Origin of the sequence: Escherichia sp. E4930 (assembly GCF_005845405.1) — a bacterium.
Taxonomy (GTDB): domain Bacteria; phylum Pseudomonadota; class Gammaproteobacteria; order Enterobacterales; family Enterobacteriaceae; genus Escherichia.
Map to the genome: position 1 here is coordinate 110,709 of NZ_VCDZ01000021.1, position 18,477 is coordinate 129,185.

General features: G+C 52.1%; 20 protein-coding genes. 8 read left to right on the forward strand and 12 right to left on the reverse strand.

All coding sequences use genetic code 11. The annotated features are described in order from the left end of the window. The first annotated feature begins 4 nt into the window (after window positions 1-4). Both panE and yajL read left to right on the forward strand, forming a co-directional pair. Complete coding sequence (gene panE / locus FFT88_RS20415; RefSeq protein WP_135403887.1) at window positions 5-916, forward strand: 2-dehydropantoate 2-reductase; 912 nt, start codon at window positions 5-7, stop codon at window positions 914-916. Beyond that, on the forward strand, window positions 879-1,469 hold the full coding sequence (gene yajL / locus FFT88_RS20420; protein ID WP_135403888.1) for a protein deglycase YajL: 591 nt from the start codon (window positions 879-881) through the stop codon (window positions 1,467-1,469). The genes panE and yajL overlap by 38 nt, the downstream gene beginning before the upstream one ends. 53 nt (window positions 1,470-1,522) lie before the next feature. On the opposite strand, the gene thiI is transcribed toward yajL, so the two are convergent. After that, window positions 1,523-2,971 carry a tRNA uracil 4-sulfurtransferase ThiI gene (gene thiI / locus FFT88_RS20425; RefSeq protein ID WP_000668687.1) on the reverse strand — a complete coding sequence of 483 codons (1,449 nt, stop codon included), beginning with the start codon at window positions 2,969-2,971 and terminating at the stop codon, window positions 1,523-1,525. Between the two features lie 205 nt (window positions 2,972-3,176). Between thiI and xseB the strand changes: the two genes are divergently transcribed. The 4 genes from xseB to yajO all read left to right on the forward strand — a co-directional run bounded on the left by xseB (window position 3,177) and on the right by yajO (window position 7,359). Next, entirely contained in the window at window positions 3,177-3,419 is a 243-nt protein-coding gene (gene xseB / locus FFT88_RS20430) for an exodeoxyribonuclease VII small subunit (RefSeq protein ID WP_001124935.1), read from the forward strand. Continuing rightward, window positions 3,419-4,318 carry a (2E,6E)-farnesyl diphosphate synthase gene (gene ispA, locus FFT88_RS20435; RefSeq protein WP_130206240.1) on the forward strand — a complete coding sequence of 300 codons (900 nt, stop codon included), beginning with the start codon at window positions 3,419-3,421 and terminating at the stop codon, window positions 4,316-4,318. Before xseB ends, ispA begins: the two co-directional genes overlap by 1 nt. Window positions 4,319-4,342: 24 nt before the next feature. Next, complete coding sequence (dxs, locus tag FFT88_RS20440; protein ID WP_135403889.1) at window positions 4,343-6,205, forward strand: 1-deoxy-D-xylulose-5-phosphate synthase; 1,863 nt, start codon at window positions 4,343-4,345, stop codon at window positions 6,203-6,205. Between the two features lie 179 nt (window positions 6,206-6,384). Then, the gene (yajO, locus tag FFT88_RS20445; protein ID WP_001199800.1) at window positions 6,385-7,359 is read left to right on the forward strand and encodes a 1-deoxyxylulose-5-phosphate synthase YajO; all 975 of its coding nucleotides are present in this window, start codon (window positions 6,385-6,387) and stop codon (window positions 7,357-7,359) included. A 53-nt stretch (window positions 7,360-7,412) separates the two neighbouring features. On the opposite strand, the gene pgpA is transcribed toward yajO, so the two are convergent. The 6 genes from pgpA to nrdR all read right to left on the reverse strand — a co-directional run bounded on the left by pgpA (window position 7,413) and on the right by nrdR (window position 11,519). Further along, a complete protein-coding gene (gene pgpA / locus FFT88_RS20450; RefSeq protein ID WP_135403890.1) occupies window positions 7,413-7,931 on the reverse strand; it encodes a phosphatidylglycerophosphatase A in 519 nt (172 codons plus the stop codon). After that, on the reverse strand, window positions 7,909-8,886 hold the full coding sequence (gene thiL / locus FFT88_RS20455) for a thiamine-phosphate kinase (RefSeq protein WP_135403891.1): 978 nt from the start codon (window positions 8,884-8,886) through the stop codon (window positions 7,909-7,911). Before thiL ends, pgpA begins: the two co-directional genes overlap by 23 nt. Window positions 8,887-8,964: 78 nt before the next feature. Next, entirely contained in the window at window positions 8,965-9,384 is a 420-nt protein-coding gene (gene nusB, locus FFT88_RS20460) for a transcription antitermination factor NusB (protein WP_000801121.1), read from the reverse strand. 19 nt (window positions 9,385-9,403) lie between these two features. Next, on the reverse strand, window positions 9,404-9,874 hold the full coding sequence (gene ribE / locus FFT88_RS20465; RefSeq protein WP_001021161.1) for a 6,7-dimethyl-8-ribityllumazine synthase: 471 nt from the start codon (window positions 9,872-9,874) through the stop codon (window positions 9,404-9,406). 88 nt (window positions 9,875-9,962) lie between these two features. After that, window positions 9,963-11,066: a bifunctional diaminohydroxyphosphoribosylaminopyrimidine deaminase/5-amino-6-(5-phosphoribosylamino)uracil reductase RibD gene (gene ribD, locus FFT88_RS20470; protein WP_135403892.1), complete on the reverse strand. Its 1,104-nt coding sequence runs from the start codon at window positions 11,064-11,066 to the stop codon at window positions 9,963-9,965. Window positions 11,067-11,069: 3 nt separating this feature from the next. Next, complete coding sequence (gene nrdR / locus FFT88_RS20475) at window positions 11,070-11,519, reverse strand: transcriptional regulator NrdR (protein ID WP_064527125.1); 450 nt, start codon at window positions 11,517-11,519, stop codon at window positions 11,070-11,072. Between the two features lie 149 nt (window positions 11,520-11,668). Here nrdR and FFT88_RS20480 point away from each other — a divergent pair, with 149 nt between their 5' ends. Next, window positions 11,669-12,211, forward strand: a complete 543-nt coding sequence (locus FFT88_RS20480) for a DUF3251 domain-containing protein (protein ID WP_135403893.1) — start codon at window positions 11,669-11,671, stop codon at window positions 12,209-12,211. A 297-nt stretch (window positions 12,212-12,508) separates the two neighbouring features. After that, window positions 12,509-13,393, forward strand: coding sequence for a nucleoside-specific channel-forming protein Tsx (tsx, locus tag FFT88_RS20485; protein WP_116836751.1), 885 nt, complete (start codon window positions 12,509-12,511; stop codon window positions 13,391-13,393). Between the two features lie 216 nt (window positions 13,394-13,609). Here tsx and yajD read toward each other — a convergent pair whose 3' ends face one another. The 5 genes from yajD to tgt all read right to left on the reverse strand — a co-directional run bounded on the left by yajD (window position 13,610) and on the right by tgt (window position 18,425). After that, window positions 13,610-13,957 carry an HNH nuclease YajD gene (gene yajD / locus FFT88_RS20490; RefSeq protein ID WP_000974823.1) on the reverse strand — a complete coding sequence of 116 codons (348 nt, stop codon included), beginning with the start codon at window positions 13,955-13,957 and terminating at the stop codon, window positions 13,610-13,612. 128 nt (window positions 13,958-14,085) lie between these two features. Continuing rightward, entirely contained in the window at window positions 14,086-15,057 is a 972-nt protein-coding gene (secF, locus tag FFT88_RS20495; protein WP_135403894.1) for a protein translocase subunit SecF, read from the reverse strand. A 10-nt stretch (window positions 15,058-15,067) separates the two neighbouring features. Continuing rightward, a complete protein-coding gene (gene secD, locus FFT88_RS20500) occupies window positions 15,068-16,915 on the reverse strand; it encodes a protein translocase subunit SecD (protein WP_130215424.1) in 1,848 nt (615 codons plus the stop codon). A gap of 27 nt (window positions 16,916-16,942) precedes the next feature. Beyond that, complete coding sequence (yajC, locus tag FFT88_RS20505; RefSeq protein WP_000007629.1) at window positions 16,943-17,275, reverse strand: preprotein translocase subunit YajC; 333 nt, start codon at window positions 17,273-17,275, stop codon at window positions 16,943-16,945. A gap of 22 nt (window positions 17,276-17,297) precedes the next feature. Beyond that, a complete protein-coding gene (gene tgt, locus FFT88_RS20510) occupies window positions 17,298-18,425 on the reverse strand; it encodes a tRNA guanosine(34) transglycosylase Tgt (protein ID WP_000667317.1) in 1,128 nt (375 codons plus the stop codon). Window positions 18,426-18,477 lie beyond the last annotated feature (52 nt).

The window sequence follows — 18,477 nt, forward strand, 5'->3', positions numbered from 1 at the left end:
AACAATGAAAATTACCGTATTGGGATGCGGTGCCTTAGGGCAATTATGGCTTACAGCACTTTGCAAACAGGGTCACGAAGTTCAGGGCTGGCTGCGCGTACCGCAACCTTATTGTAGCGTGAATCTGGTTGAGACTGACGGTTCGATATTTAACGAATCGCTGACCGCTAACGATCCCGATTTTCTGGCCACCAGCGATCTGTTACTGGTGACGCTGAAAGCATGGCAGGTTTCCGATGCCGTCAAAAGTCTGGCGTCCACACTACCTGTGACCACACCAATTTTGCTGATCCACAACGGCATGGGCACCATTGAAGAGTTGCAAAACATTGCGCAGCCTTTACTGATGGGCACTACCACCCATGCGGCGCGCCGCGACGGCAATGTCATTATTCATGTGGCAAACGGTATCACGCATATTGGCCCGGCACGGCAACAGGACGGCGATTACAGTTATCTGGCGGATATTTTGCAAACCGTGTTACCTGATGTCGCATGGCATAACAATATTCGCGCCGAGCTGTGGCGCAAGCTGGCAGTCAACTGTGTGATTAATCCACTGACCGCTATCTGGAATTGCCCGAACGGTGAATTACGTCATCATCCGCAAGAAATTATGCAGATATGCGAAGAAGTCGCGGCAGTGATCGAACGCGAAGGACATCATACTTCAGCAGAAGATTTGCGTGATTACGTGATGCAGGTGATTGATGCAACAGCGGAAAATATCTCGTCGATGTTGCAGGATATCCGCGCGCTGCGCCACACTGAAATCGACTATATCAATGGTTTTCTCTTACGCCGCGCCCGCGCGCATGGGATTGCCGTACCGGAAAACACCCGCCTGTTTGAAATGGTAAAAAGAAAGGAGAGTGAATATGAGCGCATCGGCACTGGTTTGCCTCGCCCCTGGTAGTGAAGAGACTGAAGCCGTCACCACTATCGATCTGCTGGTTCGCGGCGGAATCAAAGTCACCACTGCCAGCGTCGCCAGCGATGGTAACCTGGCGATTACCTGCTCGCGCGGCGTGAAGCTGCTGGCGGATGCGCCGCTGGTCGAAGTGGCTGATGGCGAATATGACGCGATCGTGCTGCCTGGTGGCATTAAAGGCGCGGAATGTTTTCGCGATAGCACCCTGCTGGTTGAAACTGTTAAACAGTTCCACCGTTCCGGGCGTATCGTTGCCGCTATTTGCGCCGCGCCAGCCACCGTGCTGGTGCCGCACGATATCTTCCCGATTGGCAATATGACCGGCTTCCCGACGCTGAAAGACAAAATTCCCGCCGAACAATGGCAGGACAAGCGCGTCGTCTGGGATGCACGGGTAAAATTGCTGACCAGCCAGGGGCCGGGTACAGCTATCGACTTTGGTCTGAAAATTATCGACCTGTTGGTTGGGCGTGAAAAAGCCCATGAAGTGGCATCACAACTGGTGATGGCGGCAGGGATTTATAATTATTATGAGTAGTGTCGGATGCGGCAAACGCCGCATCTGACCAGATGCGACGTAAAAACCACAAATTACGGGCGATATACCTTCACATTGTTAAAGCCCTGCTCGCGCAGATAGAGCGCCTGCAGGCGGCTCATCACCCCGCGCTCACACCACAACAGCCAGGTTTTGCTCTGGTCGAGATCGCCAAATTTGGTGCTCAGTTTATAGAACGGCAGAGAAACCACATCAATCCCTTCAACTTTCAGTGGCTTATCTTCCTGTTCATCGATAGAACGGATATCGAGGATCACGTCGTTCGGGCCGAAGCCATTGACGGTTTCCACTTCCACCACTTCCTGCTCGGTCTGCTGGGCGATTTCGCGGATATCAACGTTATTCGCTTCCTCAACCACTTTATCGAGAATGCTGAAGTCGAACTTCTCTTCTTCCGCTTCAATCTTCGATTTAACCGCTTTCACCGTCGGGCTTTTGGAGATCACACCGCAATATTCCGGCATCGTGCGGGCAAAGTCTTCGGTGCCAATCTGGCGAGCCAGGTTGATGATGTGCTCTTTGTCGTAAGAGATCAGCGGACGCAGGATCAGCGTATCGGAGACGTTATCAATCAGGCGCAGGTTGGTCAGCGTCTGGCTGGACACCTGACCCAGTGCTTCGCCGGTGACCAGCGCCTGTACGCCGTAACGTTCAGCCACTTTAGATGCGGCACGCACCATCATACGTTTGAGGATAACGCCCATCTGACCGTCGTCGATTTTCTCGAGAATTTCCCCGACGACCGGTTCGAAATTAATAGCGACAAATCGCACACGGTGGGAGCTGCCAAAGCGGTTCCACAGATAATGCGCCACCTGGCGAACGCCGATTTCATGCGCCGCGCCGCCGAGGTTAAAGAAGCAGTAATGCACGCGGCAGCCGCGACGCATCAACATATAGCTGGATACACCGGAGTCGAAACCGCCGGAAATGAGCGACAGTACATCTTCCTGGGTGCCGATCGGGAAACCGCCAATACCTTCGTAGCGACCTTTGATCAGCAGCAGACGATCGTCTTCCACTTCCAGATGGACAGTCACTTCCGGATTCGTCAGCTTCACGCGCGCGGATTCAATATGCTGATTTAAACCACCGCCGACGTAACGTTCCACATCAATCGAGCTAAAATCATGCTTACCGCGGCGCTTCACGCGCACGCAGAAGGTTTTGCCTTCCAACTGATCGCGATACTGAACCAACGCTTTCTCAAAAATATCGTGCATGTCAGTAAACGGCACGTCTTCAACTTCGAGAATATGGTGGATACCCGGAATACGGGTCAGGGCGTCGCGAATGGCCAGACGCTGGTTTTCATCTTTCGCGCGAACTTCGATGTTATCCCAGTGGCGGACGACAGCGAGCGTCTCATCATAGTGCTTTAAAACGTTACGAATGTTCCCGGTAAGGATTTTTATAAAGCGCAAGCGCACAGATTGGCTTTTGATGGTGATTTCCGGGAACAATTTAATGATAAACTTCATGGCGGCAATGGTTCGTTGGCAAGTCTTAAGCGACTTGTATAGGGAAAAATACAGCAGCCCACACCTGCGGCTGCATCCAGGCGCGGAAGTATACCACTAACATCGCTTTGCTGCGCACATCACCTTACCATTGCGCGTTATTTGCTATTTGCCCTGAGTCCGTTACCATGACGGGGCGAAAAATATTGAGAGTCAGACATTCATTATGCCGAAGAAAAATGAGGCGCCCGCCAGCTTTGAAAAGGCGCTGAGCGAGCTGGAACAGATTGTAACCCGTCTGGAAAGTGGCGACCTGCCGCTGGAAGAGGCGCTGAACGAGTTCGAACGCGGCGTGCAGCTGGCACGTCAGGGGCAGGCCAAATTACAACAAGCCGAACAGCGCGTACAAATTCTGCTGTCTGACAATGAAGACGCCTCTCTAACCCCTTTTACACCGGACAATGAGTAATGGACTTTCCGCAGCAACTCGAAGCCTGCGTTAAGCAGGCCAACCAGGCGCTGAGCCGTTTTATCGCCCCACTGCCCTTTCAGAACACTCCCGTGGTAGAAACCATGCAGTATGGCGCATTATTAGGTGGTAAGCGCCTGCGGCCTTTCCTGGTTTATGCCACCGGTCAAATGCTCGGCGTAAGTCTGAATACTCTGGACGCACCCGCCGCCGCCGTAGAGTGTATCCACGCTTACTCATTAATTCATGATGATTTACCGGCAATGGATGATGACGATCTGCGTCGCGGCTTGCCGACCTGCCATGTGAAGTTTGGCGAAGCGAACGCGATTCTCGCTGGCGACGCTTTACAAACGCTGGCGTTCTCGATTCTAAGCGATGCCGATATGCCGGAAGTGTCGGACCGCGACAGAATTTCGATGATTTCAGAACTGGCGAGCGCCAGCGGTATTGCCGGAATGTGCGGTGGTCAGGCATTAGATTTAGATGCGGAAGGCAAACACGTACCTCTGGACGCACTCGAGCGTATTCATCGTCATAAAACCGGCGCATTGATTCGCGCCGCCGTTCGCCTTGGTGCATTAAGCGCCGGAGATAAAGGGCGTCGTGCTCTGCCAGTACTCGACAAGTACGCAGAGAGCATCGGCCTTGCCTTCCAGGTTCAGGATGACATCCTGGATGTGGTGGGAGATACTGCAACGTTGGGAAAACGCCAGGGTGCCGACCAGCAACTTGGTAAAAGTACCTACCCTGCACTTCTGGGTCTTGAGCAAGCCCGGAAGAAAGCCCGGGATCTAATCGACGATGCCCGTCAGTCGCTGAAACAACTGGCTGAACAGTCACTCGATACCTCGGCACTGGAAGCGCTAGCGGACTACATCATCCAGCGTAATAAATAAACAATAAGTATTAATAGGCCCCTGATGAGTTTTGATATTGCCAAATACCCGACCCTGGCACTGGTCGACTCCACCCAGGAGTTACGACTGTTGCCGAAAGAGAGTTTACCGAAACTCTGCGACGAACTGCGCCGCTATTTACTCGACAGCGTGAGCCGTTCCAGCGGGCACTTCGCCTCCGGGCTGGGCACGGTCGAACTGACCGTGGCGCTGCACTATGTCTACAACACCCCGTTTGACCAATTGATTTGGGATGTGGGGCATCAGGCTTATCCGCATAAAATTTTGACCGGACGCCGCGACAAAATCGGCACCATCCGTCAGAAAGGTGGCCTGCACCCATTCCCGTGGCGCGGCGAAAGCGAATATGACGTATTAAGCGTCGGGCATTCATCAACCTCCATCAGTGCCGGAATTGGTATTGCGGTTGCTGCCGAGAAAGAAGGCAAAAATCGCCGCACCGTCTGTGTAATCGGCGATGGTGCGATTACCGCAGGCATGGCGTTTGAAGCGATGAATCACGCGGGCGATATTCGTCCTGATATGCTGGTGGTCCTCAACGACAATGAAATGTCGATTTCCGAAAATGTTGGCGCGCTCAACAACCATCTGGCGCAGCTGCTTTCCGGTAAGCTTTACTCTTCGCTGCGCGAAGGCGGGAAAAAAGTTTTCTCTGGCGTGCCGCCCATTAAAGAGCTGCTCAAACGTACCGAAGAACATATTAAAGGCATGGTGGTGCCTGGCACGTTGTTTGAAGAGCTGGGCTTTAACTACATCGGCCCGGTTGACGGTCACGATGTGCTGGGGCTTATCACCACGCTAAAGAACATGCGCGACCTGAAAGGCCCGCAGTTCCTGCATATCATGACTAAAAAAGGCCGTGGTTATGAACCGGCAGAAAAAGACCCAATCACCTTCCACGCCGTGCCTAAATTTGATCCCTCCAGCGGTTGTCTGCCGAAAAGTAGCGGCGGTTTGCCGAGCTATTCAAAAATCTTTGGCGACTGGTTGTGCGAAACGGCAGCGAAAGACAACAAGCTGATGGCGATTACTCCGGCGATGCGTGAAGGTTCCGGCATGGTCGAGTTTTCACGTAAATTCCCGGATCGCTACTTTGACGTGGCAATTGCCGAGCAACACGCCGTGACCTTTGCTGCGGGTCTGGCGATTGGTGGGTACAAACCCATTGTCGCGATTTACTCCACTTTCCTGCAACGCGCCTATGATCAGGTGCTGCATGATGTGGCGATTCAAAAGCTCCCGGTCCTGTTCGCCATCGACCGCGCGGGCATTGTTGGTGCTGACGGTCAAACCCATCAGGGTGCTTTTGATCTCTCTTACCTGCGCTGCATACCGGAAATGGTCATTATGACCCCGAGCGATGAAAACGAATGTCGCCAGATGCTCTATACCGGCTATCACTATAACGATGGCCCGTCAGCGGTGCGCTACCCGCGTGGCAACGCGGTAGGCGTGGAGTTGACGCCGCTGGAAAAACTGCCAATTGGCAAAGGCATTGTGAAGCGTCGTGGCGAGAAACTGGCGATCCTTAACTTTGGTACGCTGATGCCAGAAGCGGCGAAAGTCGCTGAATCGCTGAACGCTACGCTGGTCGATATGCGTTTTGTGAAACCGCTTGATGAAGCGTTAATTTTGGAAATGGCCGCCAGCCATGAAGCGCTGGTCACCATAGAAGAAAACGCCATTATGGGCGGCGCAGGCAGCGGCGTGAACGAAGTGCTGATGGCCCATCGTAAACCAGTACCCGTGCTGAACATTGGTCTGCCGGACTTCTTTATTCCGCAAGGAACTCAGGAAGAAATGCGCGCCGAACTCGGCCTCGATGCCGGTGGTATGGAAGCCAAAATCAAGGCCTGGCTGGCATAATCCCTACTCCACTCCTGCTATGCTTAAGAAATTATTCATAGACTCTAAATAATTCGAGTTGCAGGAAGGCGGCAAACGAGTGAAGCCCCAGGAGCTTACATAAGTAAGTGACTGGGGTGAACGAATGCCGCCGCAGCACATGCAACTTGAAGTATGACGAGTATAGCGGGAGTGGCAGCATGCAATACAACCCCTTAGGAAAAACCGACCTTCGCGTTTCCCGACTTTGCCTCGGCTGTATGACCTTTGGCGAGCCAGATCGCGGTAATCACGCATGGACACTGCCGGAAGAGAGCAGCCGTCCCATCATTAAACGCGCGCTGGAAGGCGGCATAAATTTCTTTGATACCGCCAACAGTTATTCTGACGGCAGCAGCGAAGAGATCGTCGGTCGCGCACTGCGGGATTTCGCCCGTCGTGAAGACGTGGTCGTTGCCACCAAAGTGTTCCATCGCGTTGGTGATTTACCGGAAGGATTATCCCGTGCGCAAATTTTACGCTCTATCGACGACAGCCTGCGCCGTCTCGGCATGGATTATGTCGATATCCTGCAAATTCATCGCTGGGATTACAACACGCCGATCGAAGAGACGCTGGAAGCCCTGAACGACGTGGTAAAAGCCGGGAAAGCACGTTATATCGGCGCGTCATCAATGCACGCCTCGCAGTTTGCTCAGGCGCTGGAACTGCAAAAACAGCACGGCTGGGCGCAGTTTGTCAGTATGCAGGATCACTACAATCTGATTTATCGCGAAGAAGAGCGTGAGATGCTGCCGCTGTGTTATCAGGAGGGCGTGGCGGTGATTCCGTGGAGCCCGCTGGCACGGGGACGTCTGACACGTCCGTGGGGAGAAACTACTGCACGCCTGGTGTCTGATGAAGTGGGGAAAAATCTCTACAAAGAAAGCGATGAAAATGACGCGCAAATTGCAGAACGCTTAACGGGCGTCAGTGAAGAACTGGGCGCGACACGAGCACAAGTTGCGCTGGCCTGGTTATTGAGCAAACCAGGTATTGCTGCACCCATTATTGGTACATCGCGGGAAGAACAACTTGATGAACTACTGAACGCGGTGGATATCACCTTGAAGCCGGAACAGATCGCCGAGCTGGAAACGCCGTATAAACCGCATCCGGTCGTAGGATTTAAATAGGTATGCAGGCCTGATGAGACGTGACAAGTGTCACATCAGGCATCGGTGCACAACTACAACAGAATACCCAGCGGCCAGTGATGTCCAATAAAGTACAGGATGCCTGCGGAAATCACCCCGGCGACAATATCGTCGATCATGATCCCCATGCCGCCATGTACATTGCGATCAAACCAGCGGATCGGCCACGGTTTCCACATATCCAGAATACGGAAAATCACAAACCCGGCGGCGACCCACTGCCAGTCATTGGTCGGCAGCGCCATCAGAGTGATCCACATGCCGATAAATTCGTCCCAGACAATGCTGCCATGATCGTGCACGCCCATATCTTTCGCGGTCTGATGACAAAGATAAACGCCAATACAGATCCCCAGCATGACTACCAGCGAATAAAGCTGCCAGGGTAAAAAGGTCATCAGATACCAGAACGGAATCGCCGCCAGCGATCCCATCGTGCCAGGAACAATCGGGCTTAATCCACTTCCGAATCCGACAGCAAGCAAATGCCACGGATTACTCATCTTCAGGCGACTTTTCGCGACATCTTTATGGCGTGGCAAAATGGTCATATCCTTTCCAGTCTAACGTGACAGGTTCGCCGTCACGAACAAAACAGAGCCCTTCGATATCGGCGGTCATTTGCCCGATACAGGTAAATGGTACGCCCAGATGTCCCAAAGCGACATCCAACGCGCCACGGTTCAGTTCCGGCACAGTGAAACACAACTCGTAATCTTCGCCACCAGAGAGCGCCCAGCGCAGCGCCTGTTCCGGTTCAACATGACGTGAAAGTGCGTCAGAGAATGGTAACAACGCCAGGTCAATGCGTGCGCCGCAGTCGCTGGCTTTCACGATATGCCCGAGATCGGAAATCAGACCGTCAGAGAGATCGATGGCTGAATTTGCCAGATCGCGCAATGCCTGTCCCTGTAAAATACGCGGCGACGGACGGAGGTGACGTTTGATCAAGTAGTCCGCATCTTTAGCATCGGCAACCCGCAAACGGTTTTGCAAAATCGCCAGCCCGGCGGCGCTATCGCCCGGCGTACCGGTCACATAAATCCAGTCACCCGGTTTCGCTCCAGAGCGCGTTAAGGCTCGTCCCATCGGAACAAAGCCGTGGATACCCAACGTCATTGATAATGGCCCACGCGTGGTGTCGCCGCCAATGAGTTGCATATCGTAATAATTGAGAAGATCAAACAAACTGTCGCTGAAAGACTCAAGCCACGATTCGTCTACGTCCGGTAAGGTTAATGCCAGCGTCAGCCAGGCCGGATCGGCGCCCATCGCTGCCAGATCGCTTAGGTTTACCGCCAGTGCTTTATATGCCAGATCCGCAGGATCGATATCAGGGAGGAAATGGTTGCCCTCCACCAGCGTATCAGTGCTGATCGCCAGGGTCTGTTTCTCGGGGATATTGAGAAGTGCGCAATCGTCGCCAATGCCAAGTTCGACATCAAGACGAGAGCTTCTTACACGGTCAAAATAACGGGCAATCAGGGAGAACTCGCCACATGCCATACGTTATGCCTCAGCAGGTAAAAAAGAAAAGGCCGGCGAGTGCGGAACTGTTTTTCCGTTACTCTGCCGGCCTGGATATCACTTTTTGTTAGGGCGAATCACAGGTGCTGCTTTATCCAGTACGCCATTGACGAACTTATGGCTGTCTTCTGCGCCGAACGATTTCGCCAGTTCGATCGCTTCGTTAATGGCCACTTTGTACGGCACATCGCTACGTTTAGACAGCTCGTACAGCGCAATGCGCAGTACCGCTTTTTCTACCTGGCCCAGCTCTTCCAGCAGGCGAGACAGATATGGCTTCATCAGTCCGTCGAGGTATGCGGTGTTAGTCGCCACCCCGGCCAGCAGCTCACGGAAGTACAGGATGTCAACGTCTTTTACATCCTGTTCAGCCAGGAACTGGTATTCAACATCAGCGATGTCGTTCTGGGACAACTGCCAGGAGTAGAGCGCCTGGACGGCACACTCACGAGCGCGGCGACGAGCAGCAGGTTTCACGGATTTCCCCTTACTAATTTCAGGCCTTGATGGCTTTCAATACATTAATCATTTCAAGCGCGGTCAGTGCAGCTTCTGCACCTTTGTTACCAGCTTTGGTGCCAGCACGTTCAATCGCTTGTTCAATGCTTTCAGTGGTCAGAACCCCAAAAGCAACCGGAATTTCGCTGTCCTGGGCAACATGCGCCAGGCCGTTGCTTGCACCACCAGCGACATATTCAAAGTGGGCAGTGCCACCACGAATAACCGTACCCAGCGCAATCACCGCGTCGTATTTACCGGTTTTAGCCAGTGCACCCGCCGCCAGCGGCAGCTCATAGGCACCTGGCACCCAAACAACGGTAATGTTTTCATCTTTTACCTGACCGATACGTTTCAGTGCGTCAATTGCACCTTCCAGCAGGCTGTCATTGATAAAGTTGTTGAAACGCGCAATGGTGATGGCGACGCGAGCGTCCGGGGTAGCAACGTTAGCTTCAATAATGTTCATTTTCTTCCTTCGGGTTCTAGTATGGCCCCGCAGGGGGGCGGATTTTAGCATAATATTTCGTGCGCTGCTTCCCTTTCGAGCCGGGAGATCATGCACCCACTAAATGCAGGCAAACATCCGGGCCTACATGACGTATCTCTTTGAATTTAAATTGGGGCGCGTCGGCTAATTTCTCAAGCCCCGGCAGCGTACATAATCCGCGGGCGTCGCTGCCTAATAGTTTAGGTGCGATATAGACAATCAGCTCATCGACTAAACCCGCCTGTAGCAATGCGCCAGCGAGCGTTGGCCCCGCTTCCACCCAGATGCTGTTAATCTGCTGTTTACCCAGTTGCATCATCAGAACAACCAGATCCAGATGACCTTTATGCTCTGGAATCAGCAAAGTACGCACCGTTTCCGGCCATTCACGAGAATCTTCCTGCGTACGCGCGAACCAGGTTTCGCCGGGCTGCTGCACAATGCGATGTTCCGGCGTCACGCGATTTTGGCTATCAATCACAATACGTACCGGCTGACGGAGATTTTGTTGCGGATAGAGCGCCTGAGTTTGTTCATCCAGTTCAGACCAACGCACCGTTAAGGCTGGATCGTCCGCCAGCACCGTGGCGCTGCTGGTTAAAATAGCATGACTTTGCGCGCGCAGACGCTGAACATCGCGTCGAGCCTGAGGTGAAGTGATCCACTGGCTTTCACCGCTGGCCATCGCCGTGCGACCATCTAGCGACGCGCCGAGTTTCAACTGTATATAAGGAAAGCCGGTGCGCATGCGCTTGAGGAAGCCTTTATTCAATTGCTCGGATTCGCTCATCATCAGGCCGTGGCTGACGTCAATGCCAGCTTGTTGCAAACGGTAAAGTCCACGCCCAGCGACCTGCGGATTAGGGTCCTGCATCGCAGCCACCACGCGCGCCACGCCAGCAGCAATTAATGCGTCACAACACGGTGGCGTACGACCATGATGGCTACAAGGTTCGAGTGTCACATACGCCGTTGCGCCTTTGGCTTTTTCACCTGCCATGCGCAACGCGTGTACCTCGGCATGCGGTTCGCCCGCGCGGTGATGGTAACCTTCACCGACAATTTCGCCATCTTTCACAATGACGCAACCGACATTCGGGTTAGGGTGAGTGGTGAAGCGCCCTCGTTGCGCCAGCTTTAGCGCCCGCGCCATGTATAACTCGTCCTGCACGGTTTAATCCTCCAGGCGCGCGATCTCTTCGCCAAATTCTTTGATATCTTCGAAACTGCGATAGACAGAGGCAAAACGGATATAGGCGACTTTGTCGAGCTTTTTCAATTGCTCCATCACCAGATTGCCAATCATTTTGCTCGGCACTTCGCGCTCACCGGTGGCGCGGAGTTGCGATTTAATATGGTTGATCGCCATTTCGACGTCATCGGAACTCACCGGACGTTTTTCCAGCGCCCGCAGCATTCCGCTACGCAATTTTTCTTCATTAAACGGTTCGCGCACGTCGTTGCTTTTCACGACACGCGGCATAACCAGTTCTGCCACTTCAAAAGTAGTGAAACGTTCATTACACACCAGACACTGCCGACGGCGGCGTACGGAAGAACCCTCGCTCACGAGACGAGAGTCAATTACCTTAGTGTCCACGGCGAAACAGAATGGGCAATGCATACGGCGTCCTGACCAGGTGGTTAATAGAAATCTATTTTACCCTGAACTGGCGATACAACAAAGGCGCAACGCTTTTGAGATAAAGGATCGATGCTTTCACGGCTTTAAGCCTCTACCATTAGGATAATTGTGACGAGAAAGGACTACCTATGAACATTAAAGTATGTTTTCGACTACTCCTGCTGGGAAGCCTGTTCAGCCTGAGCGCCTGCGTGCAGCAAAGCGAAGTACGCCAGATGAAACACAGCGTCAACACGTTGAATAAAGAGATGACTCAGCTCAACAAAGAAACTGTCAAAATCACCCAGCAAAATACGCTGAACGCAAAATCCAGCAGTGGGGTTTACCTGTTACCTGGTGCAAATACACCGGCACGGCTGGAAAGCCAAATTGGCACTTTACGTATGTCGCTGGTGAATATTACGCCAAATGCAGATGGCACCACTCTGACGTTACGGATTCAGGGCGAGTCCAATGATCCTTTACCCGCTTTCAGCGGAACCGTTGAATATGGGCAAATTCAGGGAACAATCGACAACTTTCAGGAAATCAATGTGCAGAATCAATTGATTAATGCACCTGCCAGCGTCCTCGCTCCGAGCGATGTTGATATTCCGTTACAGTTAAAGGGTATTTCTGTGGATCAGTTAGGTTTTGTACGTATACACGACATTCAACCTGTTGTGCAGTAAACGTATCGCGGGGCGTTTTGTGCGTCCCGCAACATCCTCCCCCGTCATTTTGTTACTCCGCTTACATCACCCAGATTGATAGTAAAAGTTTGCAACAAGGGTGAAAGTCAGTACAATCCCCGCCCGAATATGTGTAAACGTGAACGCAATCGATTACGTAAATGATAGAACTGTGAAACGAAACATATTTTTGTGAGCAATGATTTTTATAATAGGCTCCTCTGTATAGGAAATATTTAGAAACGCAATTTGCGCCTTTTTCACTCCCGTAAGGGATTTTCAAACAGTGGCATACATATGAAAAAAACATTACTGGCAGCCGGTGCGGTACTGGCGCTCTCTTCGTCTTTTACTGTCAACGCAGCTGAAAACGATAAACCGCAGTACCTTTCCGACTGGTGGCACCAGAGCGTTAACGTAGTTGGTAGCTATCACACTCGTTTCGGACCGCAGATCCGTAACGATACTTACCTGGAGTATGAAGCATTCGCTAAAAAAGACTGGTTCGACTTCTATGGTTACGCGGATGCGCCGGTATTCTTCGGCGGTAACTCCGATGCAAAAGGTATCTGGAACCACGGCTCTCCGCTGTTTATGGAAATCGAACCGCGTTTCTCCATCGATAAGCTGACCAATACTGACCTTAGCTTCGGTCCGTTCAAAGAGTGGTACTTCGCGAACAACTACATTTACGACATGGGCCGTAACAAAGATGGTCGCCAGAGCACCTGGTATATGGGTCTGGGTACTGACATCGACACTGGCCTGCCGATGAGCCTGTCCATGAACGTGTATGCGAAATACCAGTGGCAGAACTACGGCGCAGCGAACGAAAACGAGTGGGACGGTTACCGTTTCAAAATTAAATACTTTGTGCCGATTACCGATCTGTGGGGCGGTCAGTTAAGCTACATCGGTTTCACCAACTTCGACTGGGGTTCCGATTTGGGTGATGACAGCGGTAACGCAATCAACGGTATTAAGACACGCAGCAATAACTCCATCGCTTCCAGCCATATTCTGGCTCTGAACTACGATCACTGGCACTACTCTGTCGTAGCTCGTTACTGGCACGACGGTGGTCAGTGGAACGACGATGCAGAACTGAACTTCGGCAACGGCAACTTCAACGTTCGCTCTACCGGCTGGGGTGGTTACCTGGTGGTAGGTTACAACTTCTGATTATGAAAATGCCGGGATTTATTCCCGGCATTTCAGATTGTCGACAACGTGCGCTTTGTTCATGCCGGATGCGGCGTAAACGCCTTATCTGGTCTACAAAAGCACGTGAATTCAATACATTGCTGATATTACGTAGGCCTGATAAGCGTAGCGCATCAGGCAATTTTTCGTTTGTCACAAAGCTCAAATAACGAATTTTGTATCCGGCATTTTTTATTACTTCTTCTTATTCATCATCGCTTTTAAATCAGCAAACGGGTTGTACTTCGCTTCACCGACATCTTTCTGCGCATCTTCCCCTGCGATAACGGTCGTACCATACTGATCCGCTTCGGTATATTTCGAATGCTCATGATCGTGGCAATAGAGACAAAGTAATTCCCAGTTACTGCCATCTTCCGGGTTATTGGTATGGTCGTGATCAATGTGGTGAACGGTAAGCTCACGCAGGTTGGAATAAACAAACTCGCGGGAGCAGCGACCGCAGACCCACGGATAGAGTTTTAATGCTTTTTCGCGATAGCCGCTTTCTAACCGCGCATAGTTTTTTGGGATGATAGCCATGAAAAGTTACCTGGATGAAATGTAGGGTTACGCGCAGTTTCCCAAGATGCGGGGATTTTCGCAATCTCCATACATCAAAAAAAATCCCGATCTTCTGACCGGGATTTTCAACATCAACGGGAACTTGATTAAGGCAGAATTGACGGCTGGTCCGCCCCTTCTTTTTCCACTTTCTGCTGCAGCATGTGTTCGCGCTTCATACCCAGTTTCAGGGCCAGCGCCGATGCTACATAGATGGAAGATGCAGTACCGATAGTCACACCAATCAGCATGGTCAGCGAGAAGCCTTCCAGCACCGGGCCACCGAAGAGATACAGCATCAGGATAACCATCAAGGTGGTACCGGATGTGATCAAGGTACGGTGCAGCGTCTGGGTCAAGGACACGTTAAAGATTTCGTAAGGCGTACCGCGACGGATCTTGCGGAAGTTTTCACGAATACGGTCCGATACCACGATACTGTCGTTAAGCGAGTAACCGATAACCGACATCAACGATGCCACAATGGTCAGGTCAATCTCGATATGGAATAACGACAAAATACCCAGCGTAATGATAACGTCGTGCGCCAGCGCGATTACTACCCCTGCAGCCAGTCGCCACTCAAAGCGGAAACCAACGTATACAAGGATAGACAGCAGCGCTGCCATCAACGCCATCGCACCGGTTTGCGCAAGGTCTGCCCCTACGCTCGGGCCGACGAACTCAATACGCTTCACCGCTGCGTTCTGATTGGTAGCTTCGTTAATCACCTTCAGAACTTTGCTGCCCAGCACCTGACCACCGGTTTCACCTTCAGCTGGCGGCATGCGGACCATGATGTCGTGGCTGCTACCGAAGTTTTGCAGCATCGGCTCATCAAAGCCCGCTTTCTGCAATGCATCACGCATTACATCAATTTCAGCCGGTTTTTCGAGCGTAATTTCAATAACCGTACCACCGGTGAAATCCAGCCCCCAGTTAAAGCCGCGCACGCCCATAATGACGATCGCGGCGATTAACAGTAGACCAGAGATGCCGAAAGCCCAGTAGTCCCAGCGCATAAAGTCGTAGACTTTACGGCCGTGGTTTAGTTGTTCAACAGTATATTCCTGTGCCACATCGCACTCCTCAGATTGACAGCTTCTTGACGCGCTTGCCGCCATATAGCAGGTTTACGATGGCACGCGTACCGACAATCGCGGTAAACATCGACGTCGCCACACCGATACCGGTAGTAATCGCGAACCCTTTAATTGCCCCGGTACCCACCGCGTACAGGATGATGACTTTAATCAGCGTGGTGATGTTCGCATCGAAGATGGAACTGAACGCGCCACGATAACCTTCATCAATTGCCTGCTGAACAGTACGCCCGTTGCTTAACTCTTCTTTAATACGTTCGTTGATCAGTACGTTAGCATCGACCGCTACCGCAAGGGTTAAGACGATACCCGCGATACCCGGCATACTCAGCGTTGCGCCTGGCAACAGCGACATAATGCCGACAATCAAGATCAAGTTCGCAATCAGAGCACTGGTCGCAATCAGACCAAACTTCTTATAGAAGAGGATCATGAACAGAATAGAAACCAGCAGGCCAGCCAGACACGCTTCCAGCCCCTGTTCAATGTTCTGCATACCCAGAGTCGGGCCAATGGTACGTTCTTCAACAATCTGAATCGGCGCGATCAACGCACCGGCACGCAGCAGCAGCGACAGCTGACGCGCTTCGTTCGGGTTGTTGATACCAGTGATACGGAAGCTGTTACCCAGACGAGACTGGATATTCGCGATGTTAATCACCTCTTCCTGTTTCACCAGAACCGCACGACCGTTAGCATCTTTCTTACCGCTGTCTTTGTACTCCACAAACAGGGTCGCCATCGGTTTGCCGATGTTGTCCTTAGTGAAGTTAGACATGATGTTGCCACCAGCGCTATCGAGCGAGATGTTAACCTGCGGCTGGTTGTATTCGTCCTGGCTGGAAGTGGAGTCGGTGATATGGTCACCGGTCAGAATTACGCGTTTGTACAGCACAACCGGCTGACCTTCGCGGGTCTGTTTCACTTCAGAGTCGCCCGGTACGCGGCCAGATGCAGCAGCGGCCTGGTCAACGTTGGTGTTTACCAGACGGAACTCCAGCGTCGCGGTCGCGCCAAGAATCTCTTTCGCGCGAGCGGTATCCTGAATACCTGGCAGCTCTACGACAATGCGGTCTGCGCCCTGACGTTGTACTACAGGCTCCGCCACACCAAGCTGGTTTACACGGTTACGCAGGATGTTAATGTTCTGCTGCACCGCATATTCACGCGCTTCACTGAGACGCGCATCGCTCATGACCGCACGCAGTTGGTTGCTACCCTGGCTGCTAATCACCAGATCAGGATGACGCTTGCTCAGATATGCAATGGCTTCATCACGGGCGTTGCCATCGCGGAAAGTGATGCTCAGACCGTAATTATTTTCTTTACGAACAGTGGTATACGGGATGCCTTTTTCACGCAGATCGCTGCGCAGGCTATCGATATTTTGTTCCTGAAGTTTGCCAAGCGCAGTGTCCATATCCACTTCCATCAGGAAGTGAACGCCGCCACGCAAGTCAAGGCCGAGCTTCATCGGCTCAGCGTGAATAGCTGCCAGCCAGCGCGGCGTAGCCGGGGCAAGGTTAAGCGCCACGACATATTTGTCACCCAGAATGCCCATTAATGCTTCACGAGCGCGTAGCTGGGTGTCAGTGGAGTCGAAGCGCGCAAGAATAGCGCCCTCTTCCAGTGCCACAGACTTAGCAGTTATTTTTTCTTCTTGTAACGTTTTCTGGACCTGGATCAGCGTTTGCTCACTGGCGGCGACTCCGCGCGCGCCAGTGATCTGAACAGCCGGATCCTCACCAAACAGGTTGGGAAGCGCATACAGCAGACCGATGACAATCACCACGATCAGCATGACGTACTTCCACAAAGGATAACGGTTTAACACGGCAATTCCCTTAGGGAAAAATTTTAATTACAGCGCCTTCATGGTGCCTTTCGGCAGAACGGCGGCTACGAAGTCACGTTTAATAACTACTTCAGTGGTGTCATTCAGCGCGATAGCAATGTAGCCGTTTTCTGCTACTTTGGTTACGCGACCGACCAGGCCACCGTTCGTCAGCACTTCATCACCTTTCGCGATGGAGTCCATCAGCTTTTTGTGTTCTTTGGTGCGCTTCTGCTGTGGGCGCAGGATCATGAAATAGAAAATCAGACCGAATACCACCAGCATCAAAATCAAAGACATCGGGCTACCTTGTGCCGGAGCACCCGTTGCCGCTACCGCATCAGAAATAAAAAAGCTCATTAAATTTCCCTCATTATTAATATTAATCAACGTTCAAAGGTGGTACTTCTCGCCCCTGACGCTGGTAAAAATCAGCTACGAAGCTCTCTAATTTACCCTCTTCAATAGCCTTGCGTAAACCCGCCATCAAACGCTGGTAGTAACGAAGGTTATGAATGGTGTTGAGTCGCGCGCCTAATATTTCGTTGCAACGGTCGAGATGATGCAAGTAGGCACGTGAATAATTGCGACAGGTGTAGCAATCACACTCAGGATCGAGCGGGCCAGTGTCGCTCTTATACTTCGCATTACGGATTTTCACCACGCCATCGGTCACGAACAGATGACCGTTACGCGCATTACGTGTTGGCATTACGCAGTCAAACATATCGATACCGCGGCGCACGCCTTCAACCAGGTCTTCCGGTTTACCAACGCCCATCAGGTAACGTGGTTTGTCTGCCGGAATTTGCGGGCACACATGCTCCAGGATACGGTGCATATCTGCTTTAGGCTCACCCACAGCCAGACCGCCGACAGCGTAGCCATCAAAACCGATATCTACCAGACCTTTAACAGAGATATCACGTAAATCTTCGTAAACGCTGCCCTGAATGATACCAAAGAGCGCATTTTTGTTGCCGAGGCTGTCAAAACGCTCGCGGCTACGCTTCGCCCAACGCAGCGACATCTCCATAGAGCGCTTCGCGTAATCCCAGTCAGCAGGATACGGCGTACACTCGTCAAAAATCATGACGATGTCTGAGCCAAGATCGTATTGAATCTCCATCGATTTTTCGGGATCGAGGAAAATCGGGTCGCCGTTAATGGGGTTACGGAAGTGCACGCCCTGTTCGGTGATTTTACGGATATCGCCGAGACTGAAGACCTGGAAGCCGCCGGAGTCGGTAAGGATCGGGCCTTTCCACTGCATAAAATCGTGCAGATCGCCATGCAGTTTCATGATTTCCTGACCCGGGCGTAGCCACAGGTGGAAAGTGTTACCCAGAATAATTTGCGCGCCAGTGGCTTCAACTTCTTCCGGCGTCATCCCTTTTACGGTGCCGTAGGTGCCAACAGGCATAAAACAAGGCGTTTCCACTACGCCACGATCGAAGACCAGGCGGCCACGGCGTGCGCGACCGTCGGTGGTGTCCAGTTCAAATTTCATTTTTTCTCCACTACGTCAGAAAAACAGTCCAACGTTTAAACCAGCGCCGCGG

What these genes read in the sequence shown, in the direction of transcription:
- panE (WP_135403887.1), top strand. Translation starts at nt 5, where the DNA reads ATGAAAATTACCGTATTGGGATGCGGTGCCTTAGGGCAATTATGGCTT.
- yajL (WP_135403888.1), top strand. Translation starts at nt 879, where the DNA reads ATGAGCGCATCGGCACTGGTTTGCCTCGCCCCTGGTAGTGAAGAGACT.
- thiI (WP_000668687.1), bottom strand. Translation starts at nt 2,971, where the DNA reads ATGAAGTTTATCATTAAATTGTTCCCGGAAATCACCATCAAAAGCCAA.
- xseB (WP_001124935.1), top strand. Translation starts at nt 3,177, where the DNA reads ATGCCGAAGAAAAATGAGGCGCCCGCCAGCTTTGAAAAGGCGCTGAGC.
- ispA (WP_130206240.1), top strand. Translation starts at nt 3,419, where the DNA reads ATGGACTTTCCGCAGCAACTCGAAGCCTGCGTTAAGCAGGCCAACCAG.
- dxs (WP_135403889.1), top strand. Translation starts at nt 4,343, where the DNA reads ATGAGTTTTGATATTGCCAAATACCCGACCCTGGCACTGGTCGACTCC.
- yajO (WP_001199800.1), top strand. Translation starts at nt 6,385, where the DNA reads ATGCAATACAACCCCTTAGGAAAAACCGACCTTCGCGTTTCCCGACTT.
- pgpA (WP_135403890.1), bottom strand. Translation starts at nt 7,931, where the DNA reads ATGACCATTTTGCCACGCCATAAAGATGTCGCGAAAAGTCGCCTGAAG.
- thiL (WP_135403891.1), bottom strand. Translation starts at nt 8,886, where the DNA reads ATGGCATGTGGCGAGTTCTCCCTGATTGCCCGTTATTTTGACCGTGTA.
- ribE (WP_001021161.1), bottom strand. Translation starts at nt 9,874, where the DNA reads ATGAACATTATTGAAGCTAACGTTGCTACCCCGGACGCTCGCGTCGCC.
- nrdR (WP_064527125.1), bottom strand. Translation starts at nt 11,519, where the DNA reads ATGCATTGCCCATTCTGTTTCGCCGTGGACACTAAGGTAATTGACTCT.
- FFT88_RS20480 (WP_135403893.1), top strand. Translation starts at nt 11,669, where the DNA reads ATGAACATTAAAGTATGTTTTCGACTACTCCTGCTGGGAAGCCTGTTC.
- tsx (WP_116836751.1), top strand. Translation starts at nt 12,509, where the DNA reads ATGAAAAAAACATTACTGGCAGCCGGTGCGGTACTGGCGCTCTCTTCG.
- yajD (WP_000974823.1), bottom strand. Translation starts at nt 13,957, where the DNA reads ATGGCTATCATCCCAAAAAACTATGCGCGGTTAGAAAGCGGCTATCGC.
- yajC (WP_000007629.1), bottom strand. Translation starts at nt 17,275, where the DNA reads ATGAGCTTTTTTATTTCTGATGCGGTAGCGGCAACGGGTGCTCCGGCA.
- tgt (WP_000667317.1), bottom strand. Translation starts at nt 18,425, where the DNA reads ATGAAATTTGAACTGGACACCACCGACGGTCGCGCACGCCGTGGCCGC.